Below are 23,526 nucleotides of genomic sequence, written 5' to 3'. Positions count from 1 at the left end.
TGCTGCCGACCGGTAAGACATGACCCTCGGCCCAGGCGTACGATCCGTGGTCTTCGTGAGTGCCGCTCCCTGATGGTTAGCCATCCAACGCCAGTTGCGACGGGTTAACACTACCAAAACCCTTTCCAAACTGCCCTTGAAGCGCAGGTAGGCTGTTCCTCGTGACTGATGAGAACCTGACTGCCTCCTACATCCTGACCCTGTCCTGCCCCGACCGGCCGGGCATCGTGCACGCCGTCGCCGGAGCCCTCCTGGTGGCGGGCTGCAATATTACAGACTCCCAGCAGTACGGCAGCCAGGGCACGGGCACCTTCTTCATGCGGGTGGAGGCGACGACGGCGGCGTCCCAGGTAGAGCTGCAGGCGGCGCTGGAACCTGTGGCGCAGGCCTTCGGGATGCAGTGGAGCCTCAACCCGGCGGGCCGGAAGGTCCGTACCCTGCTGATGGCCAGCACCTCCGCCCACTGCCTGAATGACTTGCTCTTCCTGCAGCGCTCCGGGACCCTGCCGATCGACATTCCGGCCATCGTGTCCAACCACCGCGACCTTGAGGGTTTGGCGGAGTTCTACGGCATCCCGTTCCACCACATCCCGGTCACCCCGGACACCAAGGTCCAGGCCGAGGACGCCCTCCGGGTCCTGATGAAGGAACACGACATCGAGCTCACCGTCCTGGCCCGGTACATGCAGATCATCTCGGACGAGCTCTGCACCGAGCTGACAGGCAAGGCCATCAACATCCACCACTCGTTCCTGCCCTCCTTCAAGGGCGCCAAGCCCTACCACCAGGCGCATGCCCGCGGCGTGAAGCTCATCGGCGCCACGGCGCACTACGTCACTGCGGCCCTGGATGAGGGGCCCATCATCGAGCAGGAAGTCATCCGCGTGGACCACCGGCGCACCGCGGAGCAGTTCGTCCAGATGGGCCGGGACGTGGAGGGCCGCACCCTCGCCCAGGCCGTGCAGTGGCATGCCGAGCACCGCGTCCTGCTCGACGGCAACCGGACGGTTGTCTTTAACTAAAAGCGGTCATTAACTGGAGCTATGGAATCCTCCCGCAGGGACCGGCTCGAATCATTTGTGGCGCTGTTGAAGAATGAGGGCCGGCACGGCGTGCTCGGCCTCGATTGTGGCCCGGGCGCCGACGGGCTGCACTTTGTGCAGTCCGGCATCCATTTCACCGGCGTCGACCAGTCCGAGGAGAACATCCACATCGCCCGGGCGCACGGGCTCGAGGCCTCCGTGGCCGGACCGGTCTCGCTGCCGTTCGCCGATGCCGCGTTCGCCTCGGTGTGGGCCGTGGACGCCCTGGCGGGCCTTGCCCCCGACCAGTGGGACGACGTCGTCCGCGAACTCGGGCGGGTGGCGGAACCGGGCGCGCCGATCGCCGTCGTGCTCCCCGCCCCCGACCCGCGCGGCGCGGGCGGCTCGCGGGGCGAGGGCTTCACGGTGCTCCGCTCCCCCGCCTGACCTTTCCTTCCCGTTGCGCTATCGGTTGTGGTGCTTAAACAGCGCCCAGAGGGACCGGATCTGACAGCTCAACGGGGCGGGGGCGTGTCCTAGGCTGGAGGCATGGCTCCCCTCTACGCATTCGCCGGTACCGCCCCGGCCGTCCATGACTCCGCCTTCGTCGCGCCCACTGCCTCGGTGATCGGCAACGCCACCCTGGCCGAGAACTCGAGCGCCTTCTACGGTGTCAGCGTCCGCGCCGATACCGCCGCCATCAGCGTCGGCGCCGGCAGCAACCTGCAGGACAATGTGGTGCTGCACGCCGACCCCGGCTTCCCCTGCACCGTGGGCGCGCGGGTCAGCGTCGGCCACAGCGCCGTGGTCCACGGCTGCACCGTCGAGGACGACTGCCTGATCGGCATGAGCGCCACCATCCTCAACGGGGCCGTGATCGGCGCCGGGTCCCTCATCGCCGCCGGTGCCGTGGTGCTGGAGGGCACGGTCATCCCGCCGCGCTCCCTGGTGGCCGGCGTTCCGGCCAAGGTCCGGCGCGAGCTCAGCGACGAGGAGTTCGCCGGCGTCCAGCACAACGCCGCCCACTATCAGGAACTGGCACGCGCGCACCGCGAACTTCACAGCGCCTGAGCTGCACGGGCGCCTGAGGAACCCGGAGCCGGCGCCGCTCAGTCCAGGGCGATCGGCCCGAGCTCCGAGAGCAGCTCGCCCGGTCCGGGATTCCCGGCGGGGGCGGAGCCACCGAGGTGGTTGACCACGCCCCAGACGGCGTTGAGCCCGGTGGTGACGGCTCCCTCGGCCCAGCCGGCGGTGAAGGAGACGTCGTCGCCGGCGAGGAAGATCCCGCGCTGTTCGGCCGGCAGCCCGTCCTGCTTGAAGTGCGTGAAGAGCCGCTGCTGGTAGCGGTAGTGCCCCGGCAGGTTGGCCTTGAAGGCGCCCATGAAGTTGGGGTCGGCCTCCCAGGAGACGGTGATCGGCTGGCCCACGATGTGGCTGGCGATGTCCACCCCGGGGTAGATCTGCTGCAGCGAGTGCAACATGAGCTCCGCCCGTTCCTCTGCGGTGAGCGAGAGCCACTTCAGCGCGTCGTCGTTCCAGGTGTAGGACAGCAGGATCACGGCCGGCTGGTCCGGGCCGTTGTCCAGCAGGTAGGTAGCACGGTTCAGCCGGTCGGTCAGCGTCATGGACAGGACCTCGCGGCCGGTGGCCGGGTCGATGTCCTTCCAGAACGGCCGGTCCACCATGACGAAGGTCTTGGAGGACTGCATGTAGTGGGAGCGCTCGATCGCCGTCCACAGTTCGGCGGGGAACAGGGCCTCGTCCGTGTGGATCCGGGTCGAGAGCAGCCACGACTGGCAGGTGGTCACCACCGCCGGGTAGGCGGATTCGCGACCCCAGCGTTCGCGGATCCGGAAGTCGCCGCTGCCGTCGCGGGCGATGCGGTCGACCGCGCCGCGCGGCGCGCCTGCGTGCAGCGAGGCCAGCGAGGTGCCGTCCGGCCAGTGGGCCATGCCCGACGGCGTGTGCTCCCAGAGTGCCTCGGGGAGCCGCTGCGCGCCGCCGTCGATGAGCCGGTGCCGGTCATCGGCGTCGGTGTAGACCACGCGAAGGATTTCGAGGATCGAGTTGGGGAAGTCGGTGTCCCAGCCGCCGGTGCCGAATCCCACCTGCCCGAAGGCCTCGCGGTGGGCGAATCCGGCGTCCTTGAAGGAGTCGCTGCCGGCGATGAAGCCGTAGAACGTCTGCTCGTCCAGCTGCGGGAGCAGCGCGTTCCAGAGGTCCTTGATCCGGGCTGTGTCCCGGGCGCGGATGGCGTCCTGCATCTCGGCGAACGCGGCGCCGTCGTTCACGGCGGCCTTCCACGCGTCCGCCACCTCACGGAAGAACGGCGGGAGGTCGGCCGCGGTCTCGGCATAGTATTTCTGGCCCGCGAGCTCGATCACCGTGCTGGAGGTCGCCGGCGCCAGTGGATTGGGGAAGGCCCGGGTCTGCAGCCCGAGCAGGTCCACGTAGTGGTAGAAGGCCTTGCCGGATTCCGGGAAACGCATTCCGCCGAGGTCCGCCACGATCCCCGGCGCGGACGGGAAACTGGCGGTCCGCAGCCGGCCGCCGATCCTGTCGGCCTCGTAGACCACGGGCCGCAGGCCCAGCTTCATGAGCTCATATGCGGTCACCAGTCCGGACAGTCCGGCCCCGACGACGGCGACCTCGGTCCCGTAAAGCTCGGGCGGCACCGATCCCAGGCCCGCCGGGTGGGCGAGGTAGTGGTCGTAGCTGAACGGGAAGTCCGGATTCAGCATGGTGATGGGCGCCGCGCCCGGTTCAGCAGCGGGCCGAGGGGCCGGAAGTTCGGTGGCGATGGTCATGAGATCTCTGCCTTAGGTTCCTGGTGTGTGGTGTTGTCTGGTTGGCGGCTTGCTAGGTCAAGGTATTCCTCGTGGCTCAGGGCAGCCACCCTGGAGTTCTTCCGGCCGTAGCCGAAGTAGGCGGCACAGCCAACGAGCATCCAGGCACCGAACACCGCCCAGGTCTCGGCGCCGAGGTTGGCCATGAGGTAGGCGCACATGAGGGCGCCGAGAATCGGGGTCAGCGGAAAGAGCGGGACGCGGAAGCTGCGCGTGAGCTCGGGGCGGGTCCGCCGCAGGTAGAGGACTGCCACGTTGACCAGGGCGAAGGCGAACAGGGTGCCGATGCTGGTCGCGTCCGCGAGGGCACCGAGCGGCACCAGGCCGGCGGTCAGTGCGACGGCGGTGCCGACGATCAGGGTTCCGGCGGCCGGCGTGCCGGTCCGGGCCGAGATCCGGCCGAAGACCTTGGGCACCAGGCCGTCCCGCGACATCGAGAGCAGGATCCTGGTTTGCCCGTACAGGACGGTCAGCACGATGCTGGCGATGGCGAGCACGGCGCCGACGGCGAACACCACGCCAACCCACGGCTGGCCGGTGATTTCCTCAAGGATCTTCACGAGGGCCGCCTCGGTGCCGTCGAACCAGCCCCAGGGGCGCGCGCCGATGGCGGCGACGGCCACGAGCACGTAGATGCTGGTGACGATCAGCATGGAGAGCAGGATGGCCCGCGGGAGGTCGCGCTTGGGGTTGCGGGCTTCCTCGCCGGCCGTGGAGGCGGCGTCGAAGCCGATGTAGGAGAAGAAGACCCGGGAGGCTGCGGCGGAGACGCCGGCGGCGCCCATCGGCATGAGGGGCGCGAAGTGCCCGCCGTTGAAGGCGGTGAAGGCCACGGCGCAGAAGAACAGCAGGATGCCGACTTTGACCAGGACGATCGCCGTGTTGATCCACGCGCTCTCCTTGGCGCCGCGGACCAAAAGCACCGTGGCCAGGCCCACAATCACGATTGCGGGCATGTTCAGCACGCCGCCGGCTCCCGGCGGTTGCGAGATGGCGTCCGGGAGTTCCAGGCCGAAGACCGCCAGTGCCTCGTTGACATACTGGCCCGCACCGACCGCGACGGCGGCCACGGAGACGGCGTATTCGAGCACCAGGCACCAGCCGCAGATCCAGGCCATGCCCTCGCCCATGGTGGCATAGGTGTAGGAGTAGCTGGAACCGGCGGCAGGGACGAGGCCGGCCATCTCCGCATAGGACACGGCGGAGAGCAGGGCGGCGAAGCCGGCGATGGCGAAGGAGATCCAGATGGCCGGGCCGGCGAGCGGCACCGACTGGCCCAGGATGACCAGGATGCCGGTGCCCAGGGTGGCGCCGACGCTGATCATGGTCAGCTGCAGGACACCGAAGCTGCGGACCAGCCGCGTGCCGCCGTGTCCGGTCTCGGCCTCTCGGACCAGCTGTCCGATCGGCTTGCGGCGCAGGAGCTGGGCGGTGAGCCCGGGACGGCCGGCTTCCGCCGGCGGGCGTTCGCCGATCAGAGTTGGCACAGTCATCGTTGACGTCCTTATCTTCAGTAGTGGTCGGTTTCCCGAACCAACCCTAGGCGTGTGAGCCACCTCTCAAGGTTGTGCAAAATGACCTGTAGTCTTCACTCATGAGACTTAATGCACCTGGACGCCGTTGTTCGGGCGGCCGGCGCGGAGGCCGCGGCCGTGGCTGCTGAGGGCCCGGAGCGGCTCGGCTTCGTCACGCTGGCGCAGTTCCTTGGCCAGTTGCCGGCCCTGGGCGTCGTGCACGACGGCGGCAACGGGCAGGAGCGCCTGCGCTGGGTGGAGCCGAGTGAGCTGGAAGACCCCACCCCTTACCTGCTCGACGGCGAGTTCCTGCTCACGGCCGGCCTGCCGTTCGTGGGCGAGGGAGGGAGCGAGGAGGCGGTGGATGCCTACGTGCAGCGCCTGGTCCAGGCCCGTGTGGGCGCCCTGGGCTTTGGCCTGGAACCGTATTTCGACGCCGTGCCCGATGCCGTGGTGCGGGCCTGCCGGCAGCACAACCTGACTCTGGTCGCCATCCCGGAGAGTCTCCCGTTCGCCGCCTTGGGACTGGAATTCTCCCGGCTTCTCGAGTCGGACAACGCCAAGACCTTCCGCCAGCTGGCCGACACCAGCCGGCAGCTCATGCGCGCGGTCTTGTCCGCGCGCCCCGAGCACGAACTCCTCGCGGCCCTGGTCCAGCGCGTCCCGGTTTGGGCCGTGCTGGTTGGCGCCGACGGGCGGGTGCGCGCCCGCGGCTCCGGCCCCTCCCCCGCCCCGCGGGCCGCCGGCGGCACTGCCGGCACTGTGCCGGGAGTTGACTCCGCCGACCTGCAGCCGCTGCTGGCCAGGCTGCTCGCCGGCAGCGGCCCGCGGGTGGAGATGGATTCGTTCGACGCCGCGGGCTCGTCCCTCGTTTTCGGATATCCGCTGCGCAGCACCCGGGACGCCAACCTCGGCGCGCTCATCCTCGGCACGGACGCCCCGCTGACCCCGGCCCAGAACAGCGTTGTCTCCACCGCGGTCGGGCTGCTGGAACTGCTGGTCCGCCAGCGCATCAGCGGCTCCCTGGCTCCGAGCCAGCTGGCCACGGCGCTGCTGCTGCACCCGGAGAGCGTCGCCTCAGGATCCGCACGGCATGTCAACGGGTTCAAGGACCTGCTGGCCCAAAGCATCTCCTCCACCCGGTCCGGCCAGCTGCGGGTCGTGCAGGGTGTCCGGATTGACGCCGCCCCGGACAGCCCCAAGACTGCGGGCGCCCCGGGCGGACCGGGCCGCCCTGGCGAGGCTCCGGTGCGGGCGCTGCTGGAGTGGCGGCGGCTGTTCGACACCAAGCTGGTGGAGCTCACCGAGTACGGCTTTGCCGCCATCACCAGGCTGAAGGTCGACGACGCCCTGCTCGCCGACGTGGAGCGGCTCGGCTGGCGCCTTGTGATCGGCAGCAGCACCGATTTCGCGAACCTGCCGGAGGCTTACCGGCACGCCGCTTCGCTGCGCAACCGCGTTCTCACGAGCCGCCGGAGCGTCCGGGCGGACGACGTGACGTGGTCGGTCGCCGGCCTGCTGGGACCGGCTGCCGGCACCCTGCTGGCGGGCCGTCTGCTGGCGCCCCTGCTCGCCCTCGAGCCGGAGCGCCGCGACAGCCTCCTCGGCATCCTGCGGGCCTGGCTGGGCGAAAACGGAAGCTGGGACGCCACAGCAAAGGCCACGGGACTGCATCGAAACAGCGTCCGCCGGCAGATCGGGATCATCGCTGAGCTGCTGGGCCTTGACCTCAACCAGGCCCAGGCGCGCGCGGAACTCTGGATTGCCCTGCAGTACCAGGACGGCCCCGAGATGCCCGGCGCACCGGCCAGCGCAGCTCAGGCGTCCAGCGCAGGTCAGACTCCCCAGGAGCGGTAGACCTCCGGGCGGCGGTCGCGCAGGTAGTCCACGGCGTCCTCGATGCCGTCCGCGGCGGCGCGTCCGGGCTCACCCAATTCGGCAAACAACAGTTCCGGCCCCTCCCCGGCCGCGGCCAGGATCGAGCCGTCCGGGCCGGCGACGATGCTGCCGCCCCGGAAGTCGCAGTCATCTTCCGATCCGGTGTGATTGGCGTAGGCGACCGTCAGCTGGTTCTCCAGAGCGCGGGCCCGGATCAGCACCTGCGGCACGACGTCGAATCCGCCGGCGAGTGCCGTCGGCACCAACAGCAGGTCCGCGCCTCGCAGGGCGGCCGCCCGCGCCGACTCGGGAAACTCGATGTCGTAGCAGATGGCCAGCGCCGTTTTGTGCCCGTGGAAATCCACGACGCCGGGGGCAGCCTCGGCGGGTGTAAACGCCGCCCGCTCGTCCGGGCCGAACAGGTGCACCTTGTCGTAACTGAGCAGTTCGTCGCCTGCCTCGTCGACCAGGGTGGCGGAAATGTGCCACCCGCCGGCCGGTGTCACCGTGGGCAGGCTGTACACCAGGGCGATGGTGTTGCGCCGCGCGATGCCGGCCAGGATTTCCCGGAGCGCGGGCAACCTGCCGGGATCGAACGCCTCCCGCAGCCGCCGCGGCGCGTAGCCCACGGGGAAGAGTTCCGGGGTCACCAACAGCTGCGCGCCCGCAGCGGACGCATTGCGCGCCGCAACCTCCACCGCGGCGCAGTTCGCCTCGTCGTCCAGCACGGCGGAGTTCGCCTGCATCAGGGCCAGCAGCACCATTACCACCTCACGTTTCAGGGCGCCTCCGCGGGTCACGGCGGGCTCTCCCGACCAGAGTAATCGCGGCCCGGAACACGGGGTGTGGTGCATTTCCACCCGGACGGCAGGCCGGCGGGGCAGAACGTCCTTGCGGCACAGAGGGGGAATGCTGACCGCCCTTCGCCCGGCATTCGACCGGCGCGGTCGTTACCATTGCGTTAACTTCTTGACTGCAAGCCGCGAATGCGTCACGCTTCATAGCATGCCCTCACCAACGCGCTCAACGAGGAGCCGAACCAAGAACCCCGGATCGCAGTCCGCCCTCCGGCATCTGAACCAGCAGCGGATCATCGAATGCCTCCTCGCGGGACCTTCCACGCAGGCGGAACTGGCCCGCCAGACCGGCCTTTCGACAGCCACGGTCTCCAACATCGTCAAGATCATGCAGGACGCCGGGCTGGCCTCAACTGAACCCATCACCAGTTCCGGCCGGCGCGCCCTGAACGTCCGGCTCAACAGCAACGGAGCCGTCGCCGTCGGGATCGACTTCGGCCGGCGCCACCTGCGCGTCGTGCTGGCCTCACTGAGCTACCACGTGATCGCCGAAGAGTCGGTCCTGCTGCCCCTGGGCCACCACGCCGAGGAAGGCATCCAGGCCGCCGTCGGCGTGCTGGACCGGCTGCTCGCGGACAGTGGAGTGGAACGCAGCGCCCTGGTGGGCGCCGGCGTCGGAATTCCCGGCCCCATCGACCGCCGCACCGGCACCGTGGCGCAGGGCGCGATCCTGCCCGAATGGGTGGGCATCAACATCCTCAAACGCCTCGAAGAAGCGCTGGAACTCCCCGTCTTCGTGGACAACGACGCCAATCTGGGCGCCCTGTCCGAGGTCACCTGGGGGCCGCACAGCGGCATCAGCAACCTGATGTTCCTCAAGATCGGCTCGGGCATCGGCGCCGGACTGATCCTCAATGGCGCGCCGTACTACGGCAACGTCGGCATCACCGGTGAAATCGGCCATGCCACCATCCACGAGCACGGACTCATCTGCCGCTGCGGGAACCGCGGCTGCCTGGAAACCATCGCCTCCACCACCACCATGATCGAGCTCCTGAGCCGCGGCGAGGACCGGCCGCTCTCGCCCGGGGACATCGTTCGCAAGGCCCTGGAGAAGGACTCCGCCACGCTCCGTGTCGTGGACGACGCCGGACTCGCCGTCGGGCGCGCGCTGGGCAACGTGGCGAACCTGATCAACCCCGAGGTCATCGTGGTCGGCGGCCCCCTGGCGGGCCTTGGCCAACTGCTGCTGGACCCGATTCGGCGCGGCCTGATCCGCCACGCGGTGCCGGTCATCGGCGAGACAACCACCCTCACGATGTCGTCCCTGGGCGACCGGGCCGAGGCCCTCGGGGCCACGGCATTAGTCTTCCAGCACGCCGGAATCCGGCGAAACTGACCATTTCGTTATGCGCCCGTTGCGTTAAAGACTTGACGACAAGGGCTGTGATCCAGTTTACTTTTCCATCAGACGGCCCTGCGGTTTGCAGGGGCGGACAACGAAGTCATGCATTGGAGGCGTAAGGGCAGATGACGTCCCTCAACACGCACAGTGATCCGCTAATCCTCGAGATGCGCTCCATCACCAAGGAGTTCCCCGGCGTTAAAGCTTTGGCCGATGTGAGCCTGCGGGTGAAGGCCGGCGAGATCCACGCCATCTGCGGTGAGAACGGCGCCGGGAAATCGACCCTGATGAAGGTGCTCTCGGGCGTGTACCCCTACGGCACATACACCGGGGACATCGTTTACCAGAACGAAGTCCAGGAGTTCAAGGACATCCGGGCCAGCGAGCACGCCGGAATCGTGATCATCCACCAGGAACTCGCGCTCATCCCCGAGCTGTCGATCATGGAGAACATCTTCCTCGGCAACGAGCCCACCAAGCGCGGCGTGATCGACTGGGCCGAAGCCCGGACCCGGTCCACCGAACTGCTGGCCCGGGTGGGGCTGCGCGAGGACCCGGAGACCCCCATCAAGGAGATCGGCGTCGGCAAGCAGCAGCTGGTCGAGATCGCCAAGGCCCTGAACAAGTCGGTCAAGCTCCTGATCCTCGACGAGCCCACGGCGGCGCTGAACGAGTCCGACTCCCAGCACCTGCTGGACCTCATGCTGGGCCTCAAGGGCCGCGGCATCACCTCGATCATCATTTCGCACAAGCTCAACGAGATCGAACAGATCGCCGATGAGATCACGATCATCCGCGACGGCAAGTCGATCGAGACCCTGAACGTCAAAGCCGACGGCGTCGACGAGGACCGCATCATCAAGGGCATGGTGGGCCGGACACTGGAATCCCGGTTCCCGGACCACGAGCCGAAGATCGGCGATGTCCTCTTCGAGGTGAAGAACTGGAACGTCGGGCACCCGCAGATCCAGGACCGCCTGGTCTGCAAGAACTCCAGCTTCTTCGTCCGCCGCGGCGAGATCGTCGGGTTCGCGGGCCTGATGGGCGCCGGACGCACCGAACTGGCCCGGTCCGTGTTCGGTCGCTCGTACGGCCGCTTCATCTCGGGCCATGTCTACAAAGACGGCAAGGAACTGCAGCTCAAGAACGTCCGCCAGGCGATCGACGCCGGGCTCGGCTACGTCACCGAGGACCGCAAGTCCCTGGGCCTGAACCTGCTCGATGACATCAAGGCCACCACCGTCTCGGCAAACCTGCGCAAGATCAGCAAGAACTTCGTGGTGGACGCCAACAAGGAATACGCCGTCGCGGAGGAATACCGGAAGTCGCTGCGGACCAAGACGCCCTCCGTGGAGGAAGGCGTCGCGAAGCTTTCCGGCGGCAACCAGCAGAAGGTCGTGCTGGCGAAATGGATGTTCACCGACCCGGACGTGCTGATCCTGGACGAGCCCACCCGCGGGATCGATGTCGGAGCCAAGTACGAGATCTACGGCATCATCCAGAAGCTGGCCAACGAGGGCAAGGCCGTGATCGTCATTTCCTCGGAGCTGCCCGAGCTGCTGGGCCTCTCGGACCGGATCTACACGATTTTTGAAGGCGCCATCACCGGCGTGCTGAACAAGGACGAAGCCAGCCAGGAAAGCCTCATGAAACTCATGACGTCCGCCCGCAAGACCGCTTGACCCTTTGGGACAAACCAGAACAATCCGAACACTCCGGAAACAAGGACTGAAACAATGAACGCGCTCAAGAAGCTCTTTGGCGGCAACACCCGCCAATTCGGCATGATCTTCGCCCTGGTTGCGCTGATCGTGTTCTTCGAGATTTTCACGGAGGGCCGCACGCTCACATCGGGCAACGTCATCAACCTCTTCAACGGCAACTCCTACATCCTGATCCTCGCCATCGGCATGGTGCTGGTCATCATCGCCGGGCACATCGACCTCTCGGTCGGTTCCGTTGCGGCCTTCGTGGGTGTCTGCGTGTCACTCTTCATCCGCGACTGGGGCCTGCCCTGGTACATCGGCGTCCTGATGGGGCTGGGGCTCGGCGTCCTGATCGGCGCCTGGCAGGGATTCTGGGTGGCCTACGTCGGCATTCCCGCGTTCATCGTGACGCTGTCCGGCATGCTGATCTTCCGCGGCGCCAACCAGTTCGTCGGCAAGTCGAACACCATCCCGGTCCCGGCGGATTTCCAGTACATCGGCTCCGGCTACCTGGCCGAGTTTGGCCCGAAGACCGGCTACAACAACCCGACCATGCTGATCGGCCTGCTCGCCGTCGCGTTTGTAATCTTCAGCGAGATCCGGTCCCGCCGCAACGCCAAGAAGCTCGGCGCCGAGGTCCCTGAAACCTGGGTCATGGTCCTGAAGCTGGTGCTGGTCTGCGGCGCCATCCTCTACGCGACGTACCTCTTCGCCACCGGCCGTCCGGGCACGTCCTTCCCGGTGCCGGGCCTGATCCTCGCCGTCCTCATCATCGTCTACGGCTTCATCTCCTCCAAGACGGTCATCGGCCGCCATATCTACGCGGTCGGCGGCAACCGGCACGCTGCGGAGCTCTCCGGCGTCCAGTCCAAGAAGGTCAACTTCCTGGTCATGATGAACATGTCCTTCCTGGCGGGCCTCGCCGGCATGATCTTCGTCGGCCGCTCCACCGCCTCGGGGCCGTTCGACGGCGTGGGCTGGGAACTGGACGCCATCGCGGCCGTCTTCATCGGCGGCGCCGCGGTCACCGGCGGCGTGGGCACTGTGATCGGCTCGATCATCGGCGGCCTGGTCATGGCCGTCCTGAACAACGGTCTGCAGCTGCTCGGCGTCGGCGCCGACCTCACCCAGATCATCAAGGGCCTCGTGCTCCTGATCGCCGTCGCGTTCGACGTCTACAACAAGACCCAGGGCAAGAAGTCGATCGTCGGCATGCTGATGAAGAACTTCGGCCGCAGCAGCGAGATCAAGGCCGACGAGACGACCCAGACCAAAGAGGTCATCTCGAGGGGAATCTGATCCCCTCCCCCGGTTCCCCAATCCCACAAATTCTCCGCACACCACCAAAAGAAAGTGAACCAAGCAATGCGAATGATTGGTAAAGCAGGAAAGGCAGCAGCAATCGCTGCTATTGCGGCACTGGCGCTGACGGCCTGCGGCCGTTCCGACACCGGCACCACCAGCGGTTCCTCCACCGGAGGCGAAGCATTCCCGAAGGGCTCCGCGATCGGCGTCGCACTCCCGCAGAAGACCTCCGAAAACTGGGTCCTGGCCGAACAGCTGTTCAACGACGGCCTCACCCAGGCCGGCTACAAGCCGGACGTGCAGTTCGCCAACGGCGGCGTCTCGGAGCAGCAGAACCAGATCAGCGCCATGATCACCAAGGGCGACAAGGTCATCATCGTCGGCGCCATTGACGGTGCACAGCTGGGCACCCAGCTCCAGCAGGCCAAGGACGCCGGCGCAACGATCATCGCGTACGACCGTCTGCTGCTGAACACCCCGAACGTGGACTACTACGTGGCTTACGACAACTTCAAGGTCGGTGAACTCCAGGGCAAGGCGCTGCTGGACGGCATGAAGGCCAAGAAGCCGGAAGGCCCGTACAACATCGAGCTCTTCGCGGGTTCCCCTGATGACGCCAACGCGAAGGTCTTCTTCGACGGCGCCATGAGCGTCCTGAAGCCGAAGATCGACGACGGCACCCTCAAGGTCCTCTCCGGCCAGACGACCTTCGAACAGGCCGTGACCCAGGGCTGGAAGGCAGAGAACGCCCAGAAGCGCATGGACACCCTGCTCGCCGGAACCTATGGCACCGCCCCGCTTGATGGCGTGCTGTCCCCGAACGACACCCTGGCCCGCGCGATCATCACCTCCGTCAAGGCAGCCGGCAAGCCGATCCCGGTTGTCACCGGCCAGGACTCCGAGGTTGAGTCGGTCAAGTCCATCATGGCGGGCGAGCAGTACTCCACCATCAACAAGGACACCCGCGCGCTCGTTGAGCACTCGATCGTCATGGTCAACGACATCCAGGCAGGCAAGACGCCCGAGATCAACGACGACAAGTCCTACAACAACACGGTCAAGACCGTTCCGGCATACCTGCTGGAGCCGGTCATCGTGACCAAGGACAACGTCCACACGGCGTACGTGAACGATCCGGTACTCGGACCGATCACCAAGCAGTAGTTCCCTTCTAGGCGCTCCCTTCACAGGCCGCGCCAGACAACAGAGCCCCGGCTCCCCCGCAAGGGAGGGCCGGGGCTCTTGCGTTGGCCGTGATGCACTGGCTGCGCCCTTGGCGGTGACCTTGCCTGCGCCCGTGGCAATGACTTTGCCTGGGGCGAGGCGCTTCACAGCAGATCCATAGCTCCTCGGGGAGGTTCGCACAGCGGCCCGTACCACTGTGGGACCAGCGCCGGGCATCGGGCCCGGCAGGAAACACCCCAGAGACCCCCATGAAAAATTAGGAGCACCGTGAGCGTTCTTGCCCGGAGTGTAGGCAACGCCTTTCGAAACAAGGTCAGGACCGCCGCCGTGGTGGCGGTCCTGGCCGTAGCCATCGGACTCGCCCTGGCCATGCTCGTGGCCAACCAGGCCGTCACCGGCAAGGTTGCCGAGCTGAACGCCTCAGTGGGCACGGTCCTGACCGTGAACCCGGCCGGCGGCCAGGGGTTCGAGGGCGGCGGCGAACCGCTGACGTCCGCCCATGCAGCCACAGCGGCGGCTGTCCCCAACGTCAGCAGCGTGGTCGGCACCAAGGCGCTGCGCCTGCGCAACGCCGCTGACATCGCCGCCGAGGCCGCATCCGGACGGACAGGCCAAGGCGGGCCCGGCGGGCAGTCGGCCACGTCCGTCACCACGAGCCTCACGGCCGCCGTCGACGCCGGCACGCTCGGCAACCGTAACCAAGCAGGCACCGGCGCCACCGGAAGCACCGGCACTACTGGCAGCACGGGCACGACCGGCAGCACCACCCAGGCCGCACCGGCATTCTCGCTGCCGATCACGGCAACGGGCATCGGCGCCGAGGTGGACTCCACCGGCAAGGCCCTGCAGCTGACGCAGGGCACCGGTTTGGGCAACTACACCGCCGCGTCCACCGGCGCCCTGCTGGGCACCACCCTGGCTGAGAAGAACGGCCTCAAAGTGGGTTCGACCTTCACCATCCAGGACAAGACCTTTACCGTCCAGGGACTGTTCGACTCCGGGACCGCGTTCGGCAACAATGCGCTCTACGTGACGCTGCCGACCGCCCAGACCCTCGCAGCGCTGCCGGACGAGCTCTCCACCATGATCGTCACGGTCAACAGCATGGAACACGTCGACGCCGCCAAGACCGCCCTGCAGGCGGCGCTCGGCTCCGACAAGGCCGACGTCACCCAGGGCCAGCGGAACCTTGAGACCGCCGTCAGCTCGCTGGACAGCGTCAAGAACATTTCCTTCATCGCCTTCGTCGCCGCCCTCGGCACCGCAGGCCTGATCATCCTCCTGATCATGGTCATGCTGGTCCGCGAACGCCGCCGCGAAATCGGCGTCCTGAAGGCCATCGGCGCCCCGAACCGCACCATCGGCCTGCAGTTTGTGCTGGAGGCCCTCGTGCTGGTGGCCCTGGGCAGCGTGGTGGGCGCCGCCGTCGCCTCCCTGGCCAGCGGCGGCATCGCCAGCGCCCTCATCAGCTCCAGCAGCAGCACGAGCGCGGCGGCCACCGGCCAGCGCGGCGGCCCCGGCGGGTTCCCGGGCGGGGCGGGCGGCCCGCTGGGCGGGGCCAGCCAGCTGCTGACCTCCGTGACGGCGAGCGCCTCCCCCGGCGTCATTGCCGCGGGCATCGCCGCAGTCTTCGGCGTCGCCATCATCGGCGCGCTCGTCCCGGCCCTGCTCACCGCCCGCATCCGTCCCATCGAAGTCCTCCGAGGAGAATAGCCATGATCGAAGTCAAGAACCTGGTCCGCACGTTCAAGTCCGGTGACCGGACCATCAAGCCGGTCAACGATGTCAGCTTCGAGCTCGAGCAGGGCACCCTGGCCTCGATCGTGGGCAAGAGCGGCAGCGGCAAGAGCACCCTGCTCTCCTTGCTCGGTGCGCTGGACAAGCCCACCAGCGGCGACGTGGTGGTCAACGGCGTGAGCCTGGCCAGCATGCCGGACGGGAAGCTGACCAACTACCGTCGCCGGGACATCGGCTTCGTGTTCCAGCAGTTCAACCTGATCCCGAACCTCTCGGCCGTGGACAACGTGATGCTGCCGATGGAATTCGCCGGCGTGCGCAAGGCCGCCCGGGCCGAGCGGGCCCGGCAGCTGCTCGAACAGGTCCAGCTCGATCCGGACAAGCACGGGCGGCGCATCAACCGGCTCTCCGGCGGCGAGCAGCAGCGGGTGGCGATCGCCCGGGCGCTGGCGAACGAACCCAAGCTGATCCTGGCCGATGAACCCACCGGCAACTTGGACGAACAGACCGGCGAGCACATCATCGAGCTGCTCAGCACGCTCAGCCGGGACCACAACACCACCATCCTGGTGGTCACCCACGACCGTGCCCTGGCCAACAAGACGGACCGGCGCTTCCGGCTCCAGCAGGGCCGGCTCACGGAGGAAACGGCCCGGGCCCGTGCGACGGCGGCCCTGACGGGCTGAGGTCCGGCTGAAGTCGGAGCTGCGGGCAGGCCTTGGGGGTCCGCCCGCAGCTCCGGCGTCGAACCGCATAAGCTGAACTTCCCCAACTGAACCTCCCGCGTTGAACCTCCGCCATGCCAGGGCCGTCAACACCACGGCCTGTCCGCCCCCGGATGAGAAGATGGCACCATGTCTGCCCTCATCGCGAAGCCGTGGCTGTTCAGCCAGCCGGACCAGGACCCCCGCACAGCCACCGGCGCCAGGCTGCGCTGGGGGGTCATCGCCACCGGCGGGATCGCCGCTTCGGTCACCCGCGACCTTGTGCTGCTGGCGGATGCGGAACTGTACGCCGTCAGCTCCCGCACACAGGCGGCCGCAGAAGCGTTCGCGGCCGACTACGGCTTTGTCCGCGCCTACGGTGACCAGGACGGCTCGAGTGGTTATGCCCGCTTGCTCGCCGATGACGCCGTCGACGTCGTCTACGTCGCCACCCCGCACGCCCACCACCACAAGATCGCCCTCGCCGCCCTCAACGCCGGCAAGCACGTGCTCTGCGAGAAGGCCCTCACGATCAACGCCCGGGAAGCAGCCGAGTTGATCGCGGCGGCCCGGACCAACGGATTGTTCCTGATGGAGGCGGTGTGGAGCCGGTTCCTGCCCAGCATGCAGCGGGCGTTCGAGATCGCTGCCTCGGGCGAGATCGGGGACGTGAAATGGGTCGCCGCCGACCTCGGCTTTCCGGCGCCGTACTCGCCCGGTTCCCGGCTTTGGGCACCCAAGGACGGTGGCGGCGCCCTGCTGGACATGACGGTCTATCCCCTGCTCTGGGCGCTCGGCACCCTGGGGTTCCCGCAAACGGTCAGCGCCACCGGCTGGCTGAACGACGACGGCGTGGACGCCCAGAATGCGTTGACGCTCGGTTACCACCACGGCGCCCAAGCCCAGCTGACCTCATCGTTGATGGCCTACGGACCCCGCACGGCCACCATCGCCGGCAGCAAGGGCTACCTCCAAAGCCAGGGATCGATCAACAACCCGAAGGAACTGCTGGTCCGGATCGGCTTCGAGGAGCCCCGGACGGAGCAGTTCACCGTGGTGGGACGTGGCTACACTTACGAGCTCCGCGAGGTCACGCGGTGCATCCAGCAGGGGCTCACCGAGAGCCCGGTGATGCCGCTGGAGGACTCCCTGAACACCATGCGGCTTTTCGACGGCGTACGCGCGCAACTCGGCGTGAGCTACCCCAACGACGCCCACTAACGGCTCCCGCTTTCCACGCCCCCAGGCAACGGACCCGGCATCCCAAGTGTCTCGGTATGCCTACAGTTTCGGCTCCGCTCTGGACTCTCCTGTTGGGGCCGACTTACCCTGTAGGCAATTGTCCAGTCTTCCCGGAGCGGGGGTGCGCGCATGGATCCAGCAGCTGCGGCCTCCCGCGCGGGCCGGACCCTGCGCCCCTTGCGCCGCACGCTCCTGGCCGCCGTTGCCGGCGCCGCGTGGCTGACACTGACCTGCACGGCCGCACAAGCGGACGACGCCTGCGCGCTCTACGGGACCGCCGACGACGCCGGTGAGAGCGCGGCCACCGTCTCCTGTACGGACGCCGACGACCTCCCTGTCCCCTCCCTCGACGGCGTGGTCTCAGTGGACATCGCTGCGGTCCCGGCGGGCACCTGGGCGGCGGGCGCCGTTCCTGCCGACCTGGACGAGCCTGCCGGCACCGACGCTGATCCTCCGGATCCGGACTCGCCACCGCCCGCGCCCGGGCAGGCGGCGCCGGACCCGGCGGTCCCTGCTCCGGCCATCCCTGGCCTTTCGAACCCTGGCCCTTCGAACCCTGACCCTTCGAACCCCGTCCCTTCGAACCCTGACCCTTCGAACCCCGTCCCTTCGAGCCCCGTCCCTTCGCTCCCTGAACCGGCCGTCACCCCGCCGGCCACCGGGCCCGTGGTGGACCCGGCTGTTCCGGTTCCCGGCGACGTTCCGCCGGTCGTGGACCCGGCTGTTCCGGTTCCCGGCGCTGTTCCGCCGGTCGTGGACCCCGCAGTTCCGGTTCCCGGCGCTGTTCCGCCGGTCGTGGACCCCGCTGTTCCGGTTCCCGATCCAGCCGGTCCGCTCCCTGGCGACCCGGCGGCTGGGCCTCCGGGCGGGGACGTCCCGGGCGGCGACGTCCCGGGCGGCGACGTCCCGGGCGGCGACGTCCCGGGCGGCGTCCCGGCGGCAACGCCGGCGGGGACGCCCCCCGCCGTCGACGGCGCATCGTCACCGGCGGCCCCCGCAAAAGCAACCGCCGCCAAGGCAGCACCACCTGAATCGCCGGCGCCTGCTCCGATCGGCACCGAGGCAGGCCGCCCCGTCCCGGCATATCCTTACCCAAGTGCCACGGTTGCCTATCCCGCCTTGCTGATCCCTGAACCCCGCGGCGCGGCACCTGTCCGGTCCGGCGCTGCCCCGCCGGCCGAGCTTCCTGCCGGGACCGGTGAACCTCCGGTTCCCTCCGGCAACCCGGGTCCAAGCCCGTGGCATGGCGGCACGGGCCTGCCTGCGCCTGACGCGCTCCCGCCGGCTCCGGGTTCGGGGTCCGGCAGCGGGCACTCCGGCGGCGGCCCTGCCGGGACGGCTGCGTGGATGCCCAGCCTGGTCTTCTATCTGCCCACCATCGGGGCCGACCCCATCGGCGGTCCGCTCCAGCACGAGTACGCAGCCGTTAGCGCTGATCCCGGTTCTTCTCCTGACTAGTCGGGCCGTCTCTGTCTCCACAGAGCACGGCCCGTCGGGCTGCCATTGCTGCCCGACAACAGTCACCCAGGAGAATCCCCCATGGACACGACCGTCCCACGCCGGGTTTCCGGCACCCCATTTCCCGCAGGCCTGATCCCCTCAGCGCCCGCGCCCGCGCCCCCGCAGTACCGCGGTCCGCAGCCACGGCCCGGCTGCAAGCCCCGCCCGCCCTAGCGCATGCCACCGCTCCTATCAAGGTCCTGTACCGCCGGAGCGGGGTCGTTGGGTCCGCTGGGGGACCCAACGGCACGCTCCGGCGGAAGGGCGCCTGAGAATGAGCGGCCGGTGAGGCGATACCCGTCGATACCGGGACCGGGGGTCCTGCCGCACGCCTCAGGGACCAGGAGCAGATACCCGTACCCGTATCATTCTTTAGGAGCGCCGCCGGGGCGCGCACGGAAGGTACGGGGACATCGTGGACAGTTCGCCCAACAGCATCATCGCGGAGCCCTTGGGCGGCCGCTATCAGCTGGGGGAGGTAATTGGCCGGGGCGGCATGGCGTCGGTCTACACGGCCAAGGACCTGAACCTTGGCCGGGACGTTGCCCTGAAGCTCTTTGCACCGCAATCGGCCGATCCCGACGAGCTTCGCCGCCAGGAAGCAGAGATCGAGTTGCTGGCGACCCTGAATCATCCAAGCCTGGTGACGCTGTTCGACGCCGGGACGGACAACCGGATTCCCGAGGAGCCCCGGCCCTTCCTGACCATGGAGCTCGTGGACGGCCAGGATCTGCGAACCCGGATCCGCCACAGTCCCCTGCCGCTGGACGAGTTGGCCGTGGTCGGCGCCGGGATCGCCGACGCCCTCGCCTACGTCCACGGCCTTGGCATCGTCCACCGGGACATCAAGCCCGCCAACATCCTCCTGGTGCCGGTCCGGCCGGGCGAGCCGCTCCGGCCCAAGCTCACAGACTTCGGCATCGCCCGGATCATCGACGGGACCCGGCTGACGGCCACGGGAACCATGGTGGGAACCGCGGCCTATCTCAGCCCGGAGCAGGCCCGCGGCGCCGACCTCGGTCCGGCGAGCGATATCTACTCCCTGGGCCTGGTCCTGCTCGAATGCCTCAAGGGCGAGGTGGAGTACCCGGGCAGCGCCGTCGAATCCGCCGTGGCCCGCCTGCACCGCGCCCCCGTCATTCCGGACACCGTGCCCGAGGAGTGGGCCCGGCTCATCCAGGCCATGACCGCCCTGGACCCGTTGGACCGCCCCGCGGCCGCCGAGCTCGAGGCAGCCTTCCGCGTTGCCCTCGTTTCCCCCGGATCGCTGCCGGGGCCCGTCACAGCGGAACCCACCCGGGTCCTCCCGGCCCCGCCGGCAAGGCGGCCCCGCCCTCCCCGGTCCGGAGCCGCAGCGGCTGCGGCGTCGGGAACACGCCCCCTGAACTTGCTGGACCCGGATGCCCTGCCGCTGCGGCCGCGCCGGCGCCGCTCCCTGTCGCGTGGGGCCAGATGGTTCCTCCGGGCCCGCCCCCGCACCCGCGTCGCCGTGCTGCTCGCCGTGCTGGCAGTCCTTGCCGTCGTGGCGTCGATCGCGGTCGCCCTGTCCGCCCCCGCCGCGCCCGACGTCGTCCCCTACCCCACCACCGTCACGGGACCGCTCGGCGATCACCTGAGGGAACTGCAGAAGGGCGTGGAACCATGAGCCGTGCGCGAAACGCCGGACAAGACCGCAGCCGGGGCAGGTACCGGATGCCCGCCAGCCTCCTCGCAGGACTGCTGGCGGCCGGGGCGCTGGCCGGATGCGGCTCCCCCGCCCCCGAACTGGGCCCCAGCGCGGCCAGGCAGCTGCAATCCCACGTCCTCGCTGTCAGCGAGGCCGCAGCCGCCAACGACCCCGCCGCTTCCCTGCAGCACCTTGACGAGCTGCTGACCCGCCTGGATGCCCTCGCCGCGAACGGCGAGGTGTCCTTCAGACGCCACCAGAGCATCAAGTCATCGATTGATGCCGTCCGGGCGGATCTTGCCGCGCAGCAGGCGGCCGAGACAGCCCGAAAGGCGGCGGAAAAGGCAGCGGCTGAAAAAGCGGCAGCTGAAAAGGCAGCGGCTGAACAGGCAGCCGCCGCTCAGGCGGCGGCTGCCGCGCGGAAGGCCCCGGCCGCCGTCGCCCCGGCGCCGGCCCCGGCCCCGGCCAAGTCCGCCACCGGGAAATCGAAGCAGAAGGGGAACGGCAAGGGCTGATCCCGCAGCCCTTCCGGCCGCTCGCCGCGCCCGCCCGACCCTTCCGCCGTCCTGCAACTACGCGCGCTCCGGAATCCCGGGCGGGCAGCAGAACGCCCCGCCTCCCTTTCGGGAGACGGGGCGTTCTGCGTGGCGCCGGCCCGTATTGCCAAAGCGCCGGCTGCGCGCTGCTGCTGGGACTACTTGGTCAGCGTTGCAAGCACTTCGCTGAACTTCGCCGAGGGGCGCATGACCGCTGCGGCCTTGGCCGCGTCCGGCCGGTAGTAACCGCCGAGGTCCACCGGGGAACCCTGCACGGCCAAGAGTTCGCCGGTGATGGTGTCCTCGTTGGAGTTCAGGGCGTCAGAAACGGCGGCGAAGGCCGCGGCGAGCTCGGCGTCGTCGTTCTGGCTGGCCAGTTCCTGGGCCCAGAACTTGGCCAGGTAGAAGTGGCTGCCGCGGTTGTCCAGCTCGCCGGCCTTGCGCTTGGGGGACTTGTCCTCGAGCAGGAACGTGCCGGTGGCGCGGTCCAGGGTGTCGGCCAGGACCTGGGCGCGGGCGTTGCCGGTGCTGGTGGCGAGGTGCTCGAAGCTGACCGCCAGGGCGAGGAATTCGCCCAGGCTGTCCCAGCGCAGGTGGTTTTCCTTGAGCAGCTGCTGGACGTGCTTCGGGGCGGATCCGCCGGCGCCGGTCTCGAACAGGCCGCCGCCGTTGATCAGCGGCACCACGGAAAGCATCTTGGCGCTGGTGCCCAGTTCCAGGATCGGGAAGAGGTCCGTGAGGTAGTCGCGGAGCACGTTGCCGGTTACCGAGATGGTGTCCTCGCCCTTGCGGAGGCGTTCCACCGTGAAGGCCGTGGCCTCGTCCGGGGACATGATGGCGATTTCCAGGCCCTCGGTGTCGTGGTCCTTGAGGTATTCCTCCACCTTGGCGATCATCCGGGCGTCGTGCGCGCGGCCCTTGTCCAGCCAGAAGACGGCGGGCGTGGCGGAGGCGCGGGCACGGGTGACGGCCAGCTTCACCCAGTCGCGGATCGGCACGTCCTTGGTCTGGCAGGCGCGCCAGATGTCGCCCGGGGCCACCTTGTGCTCGATCAGCACGGTGCCGGCGTCGTCGACGATCTGGACGGTACCGGCGGACTGGATTTCGAACGTCTTGTCGTGGCTGCCGTATTCCTCGGCGGCCTGGGCCATGAGGCCGACGTTCGGGACGGTGCCCATGGTGGTGGGATCGAAGGCTCCGTGGGCGCGGCAGTCGTCAATCACGACCTGGTAGATGCCGGCGTAGCTGCTGTCCGGGAGGACGGCGAGCGTGTCGGCTTCCTGGCCGTCGCGGCCCCACATGTGGCCCGAGCTGCGGATCATGGCCGGCATCGAGGCGTCGACAATGACGTCGGAGGGCACATGCAGGTTGGTGATGCCCTTGTCGGAGTCGACCATCGCGAGTTCGGGGCCCTCGTTGAGGCCCTTTTCGATGGCCGCCTGGACGTTGCCGCGGATCTCCTCCGGCAGGTCGTCGAGGCCGTTGAGGATGGAGGCAAGGCCGTTGTTGGGGCTCAGGCCGGCGGCGGCGATCTGCTCGCCGTAGGTGGCGAAGAGGTCCGCGAAGTAGGCCTTGACGACGTGGCCGAAGATGATGGGGTCCGAGACCTTCATCATGGTGGCCTTGAGGTGGGCGGAGAACAGCACGCCCTCGTTCTTGGCCCGGGCAACCTGGGCCGCGAGGAACGCATCCAGGGCCTCGGCGCGCATCACGGTGCCGTCGATGACCTCACCGGCCAGGACCGGGAAGGCACGCTTGAGGACCTTGACGGTGCCGTCTTCCTTAACGAGCTGGATCTTGATGTTGGTGTCGGCCTCGATCACCACGGACAGCTCGTTCGAGCGGAAGTCGTCGGCGTCCATGTGGGCCACGTTGGTCTTGGAATCCGGGGTCCAGGCGCCCATGCTGTGCGGGTTCTGGCGGGCGTAGTTCTTGACCGAGAGCGGGGCGCGGCGGTCCGAGTTGCCTTCGCGCAGGACCGGGTTCACGGCGGAGCCCTTGATTTTGTCGTAGCGGGACCGGATGTCCGTTTCCTCGTCCGAGGAGGGGTTGTCCGGGTAGTCCGGCAGCGCGTAGCCGTGGCCCTGGAGTTCGGCGATGGCGGCTTTCAGCTGGGGCACGGAGGCGCTGATGTTGGGCAGCTTGATGATGTTGGCTTCGGGCGTCTTGGCGAGGGCGCCAAGCTCGGCCAGGGCGTCGCTGACGCGCTGCTCTTCGGTGAGGTAGTCGCCGAACACGGCGATGATGCGGCCGGCCAGCGAGATGTCGCGGGTTTCCACTTCCACACCGGCCGTCGAGGCGAACGCCTCAATGATCGGCAAGAACGAATAGGTTGCCAGCATCGGCGCTTCGTCGGTGTGGGTATAGATAATCTTTGCCATTGCGCGGGCGTCTCCCTGAAGGTCTGGGTATTTCCGGAATCTTGTGTTATCTCAACACCCCTAACTTACCCGAGGTGCCCCCGTTGGCGCCTACCGGCGTCG

18 protein-coding genes are annotated in these 23,526 nt (G+C 68.3%); 14 read left to right on the top strand and 4 right to left on the bottom strand.

The window, feature by feature from the left end; genetic code table 11:
• Window positions 1-161 precede the first annotated feature (161 nt).
• The 3 genes from purU (at window position 162) to ABH915_RS06445 (ending at window position 2,093) form a co-directional block, all read left to right on the top strand.
• Window positions 162-1,022 (top strand): formyltetrahydrofolate deformylase, encoded by an 861-nt coding sequence (purU, locus tag ABH915_RS06455; protein WP_370119099.1) that lies wholly within the window; start codon window positions 162-164, stop codon window positions 1,020-1,022.
• A 21-nt stretch (window positions 1,023-1,043) separates the two neighbouring features.
• Window positions 1,044-1,469, top strand: a complete 426-nt coding sequence (locus ABH915_RS06450; protein WP_370119096.1) for a methyltransferase domain-containing protein — start codon at window positions 1,044-1,046, stop codon at window positions 1,467-1,469.
• A 102-nt stretch (window positions 1,470-1,571) separates the two neighbouring features.
• The gene (locus ABH915_RS06445; protein ID WP_026537832.1) at window positions 1,572-2,093 is read left to right on the top strand and encodes a gamma carbonic anhydrase family protein; all 522 of its coding nucleotides are present in this window, start codon (window positions 1,572-1,574) and stop codon (window positions 2,091-2,093) included.
• A 38-nt stretch (window positions 2,094-2,131) separates the two neighbouring features.
• On the opposite strand, the gene ABH915_RS06440 is transcribed toward ABH915_RS06445, so the two are convergent.
• Together ABH915_RS06440 and ABH915_RS06435 are read right to left on the bottom strand one after the other, a co-directional pair.
• Entirely contained in the window at window positions 2,132-3,829 is a 1,698-nt protein-coding gene (locus ABH915_RS06440) for a flavin monoamine oxidase family protein (protein WP_370119092.1), read from the bottom strand.
• Window positions 3,826-5,361: an amino acid permease gene (locus ABH915_RS06435; protein WP_370119089.1), complete on the bottom strand. Its 1,536-nt coding sequence runs from the start codon at window positions 5,359-5,361 to the stop codon at window positions 3,826-3,828. The genes ABH915_RS06440 and ABH915_RS06435 overlap by 4 nt, the downstream gene beginning before the upstream one ends.
• 111 nt (window positions 5,362-5,472) lie before the next feature.
• Between ABH915_RS06435 and ABH915_RS06430 the strand changes: the two genes are divergently transcribed.
• Window positions 5,473-7,239 carry a PucR family transcriptional regulator ligand-binding domain-containing protein gene (locus ABH915_RS06430; RefSeq protein WP_370119086.1) on the top strand — a complete coding sequence of 589 codons (1,767 nt, stop codon included), beginning with the start codon at window positions 5,473-5,475 and terminating at the stop codon, window positions 7,237-7,239.
• Here ABH915_RS06430 and ABH915_RS06425 read toward each other — a convergent pair.
• Window positions 7,218-8,024 carry a nitrilase-related carbon-nitrogen hydrolase gene (locus tag ABH915_RS06425; RefSeq protein WP_370124949.1) on the bottom strand — a complete coding sequence of 269 codons (807 nt, stop codon included), beginning with the start codon at window positions 8,022-8,024 and terminating at the stop codon, window positions 7,218-7,220. The two genes, ABH915_RS06430 and ABH915_RS06425, sit on opposite strands and share 22 nt — an antisense overlap.
• A gap of 241 nt (window positions 8,025-8,265) precedes the next feature.
• On the opposite strand from ABH915_RS06425, the gene ABH915_RS06420 reads away from it, so the two are divergent.
• The 10 genes from ABH915_RS06420 to ABH915_RS06375 all read left to right on the top strand — a co-directional run bounded on the left by ABH915_RS06420 (window position 8,266) and on the right by ABH915_RS06375 (window position 21,022).
• A complete protein-coding gene (locus tag ABH915_RS06420; protein WP_018774771.1) occupies window positions 8,266-9,456 on the top strand; it encodes an ROK family transcriptional regulator in 1,191 nt (396 codons plus the stop codon).
• Window positions 9,457-9,587: 131 nt separating this feature from the next.
• Window positions 9,588-11,144: a multiple monosaccharide ABC transporter ATP-binding protein gene (mmsA, locus tag ABH915_RS06415; RefSeq protein WP_026537837.1), complete on the top strand. Its 1,557-nt coding sequence runs from the start codon at window positions 9,588-9,590 to the stop codon at window positions 11,142-11,144.
• Window positions 11,145-11,198: 54 nt separating this feature from the next.
• Window positions 11,199-12,467 carry a multiple monosaccharide ABC transporter permease gene (gene mmsB / locus ABH915_RS06410; protein ID WP_018774773.1) on the top strand — a complete coding sequence of 423 codons (1,269 nt, stop codon included), beginning with the start codon at window positions 11,199-11,201 and terminating at the stop codon, window positions 12,465-12,467.
• Between the two features lie 66 nt (window positions 12,468-12,533).
• Window positions 12,534-13,637: a substrate-binding domain-containing protein gene (locus ABH915_RS06405; RefSeq protein WP_370119081.1), complete on the top strand. Its 1,104-nt coding sequence runs from the start codon at window positions 12,534-12,536 to the stop codon at window positions 13,635-13,637.
• Window positions 13,638-13,925: 288 nt separating this feature from the next.
• Window positions 13,926-15,371, top strand: coding sequence for an ABC transporter permease (locus ABH915_RS06400; protein WP_370119078.1), 1,446 nt, complete (start codon window positions 13,926-13,928; stop codon window positions 15,369-15,371).
• A 2-nt stretch (window positions 15,372-15,373) separates the two neighbouring features.
• A complete protein-coding gene (locus tag ABH915_RS06395) occupies window positions 15,374-16,081 on the top strand; it encodes an ABC transporter ATP-binding protein (RefSeq protein WP_370119075.1) in 708 nt (235 codons plus the stop codon).
• Between the two features lie 168 nt (window positions 16,082-16,249).
• Entirely contained in the window at window positions 16,250-17,320 is a 1,071-nt protein-coding gene (locus tag ABH915_RS06390) for a Gfo/Idh/MocA family protein (RefSeq protein ID WP_370119072.1), read from the top strand.
• 150 nt (window positions 17,321-17,470) lie between these two features.
• Window positions 17,471-18,799, top strand: a complete 1,329-nt coding sequence (locus ABH915_RS06385) for a hypothetical protein (RefSeq protein ID WP_370119070.1) — start codon at window positions 17,471-17,473, stop codon at window positions 18,797-18,799.
• Window positions 18,800-19,253: 454 nt separating this feature from the next.
• Window positions 19,254-20,486: a serine/threonine-protein kinase gene (locus ABH915_RS06380; RefSeq protein ID WP_370124948.1), complete on the top strand. Its 1,233-nt coding sequence runs from the start codon at window positions 19,254-19,256 to the stop codon at window positions 20,484-20,486.
• On the top strand, window positions 20,483-21,022 hold the full coding sequence (locus ABH915_RS06375) for a mucin-associated surface protein (protein WP_370119067.1): 540 nt from the start codon (window positions 20,483-20,485) through the stop codon (window positions 21,020-21,022). Before ABH915_RS06380 ends, ABH915_RS06375 begins: the two co-directional genes overlap by 4 nt.
• Before the next feature lie 179 nt (window positions 21,023-21,201).
• Here ABH915_RS06375 and ABH915_RS06370 read toward each other — a convergent pair whose 3' ends face one another.
• On the bottom strand, window positions 21,202-23,424 hold the full coding sequence (locus ABH915_RS06370) for an NADP-dependent isocitrate dehydrogenase (RefSeq protein ID WP_370119064.1): 2,223 nt from the start codon (window positions 23,422-23,424) through the stop codon (window positions 21,202-21,204).
• Between the last annotated feature and the right edge of the window lie 102 nt (window positions 23,425-23,526).

The sequence above is a fragment of the Arthrobacter sp. MW3 TE3886 genome (genome assembly GCF_041262145.1).
Classification (GTDB): domain Bacteria; phylum Actinomycetota; class Actinomycetes; order Actinomycetales; family Micrococcaceae; genus Arthrobacter.
The sequence above is the reverse complement of the archived record's forward strand: the minus strand, read 5'-3'. Positions and strand labels throughout refer to the sequence as shown.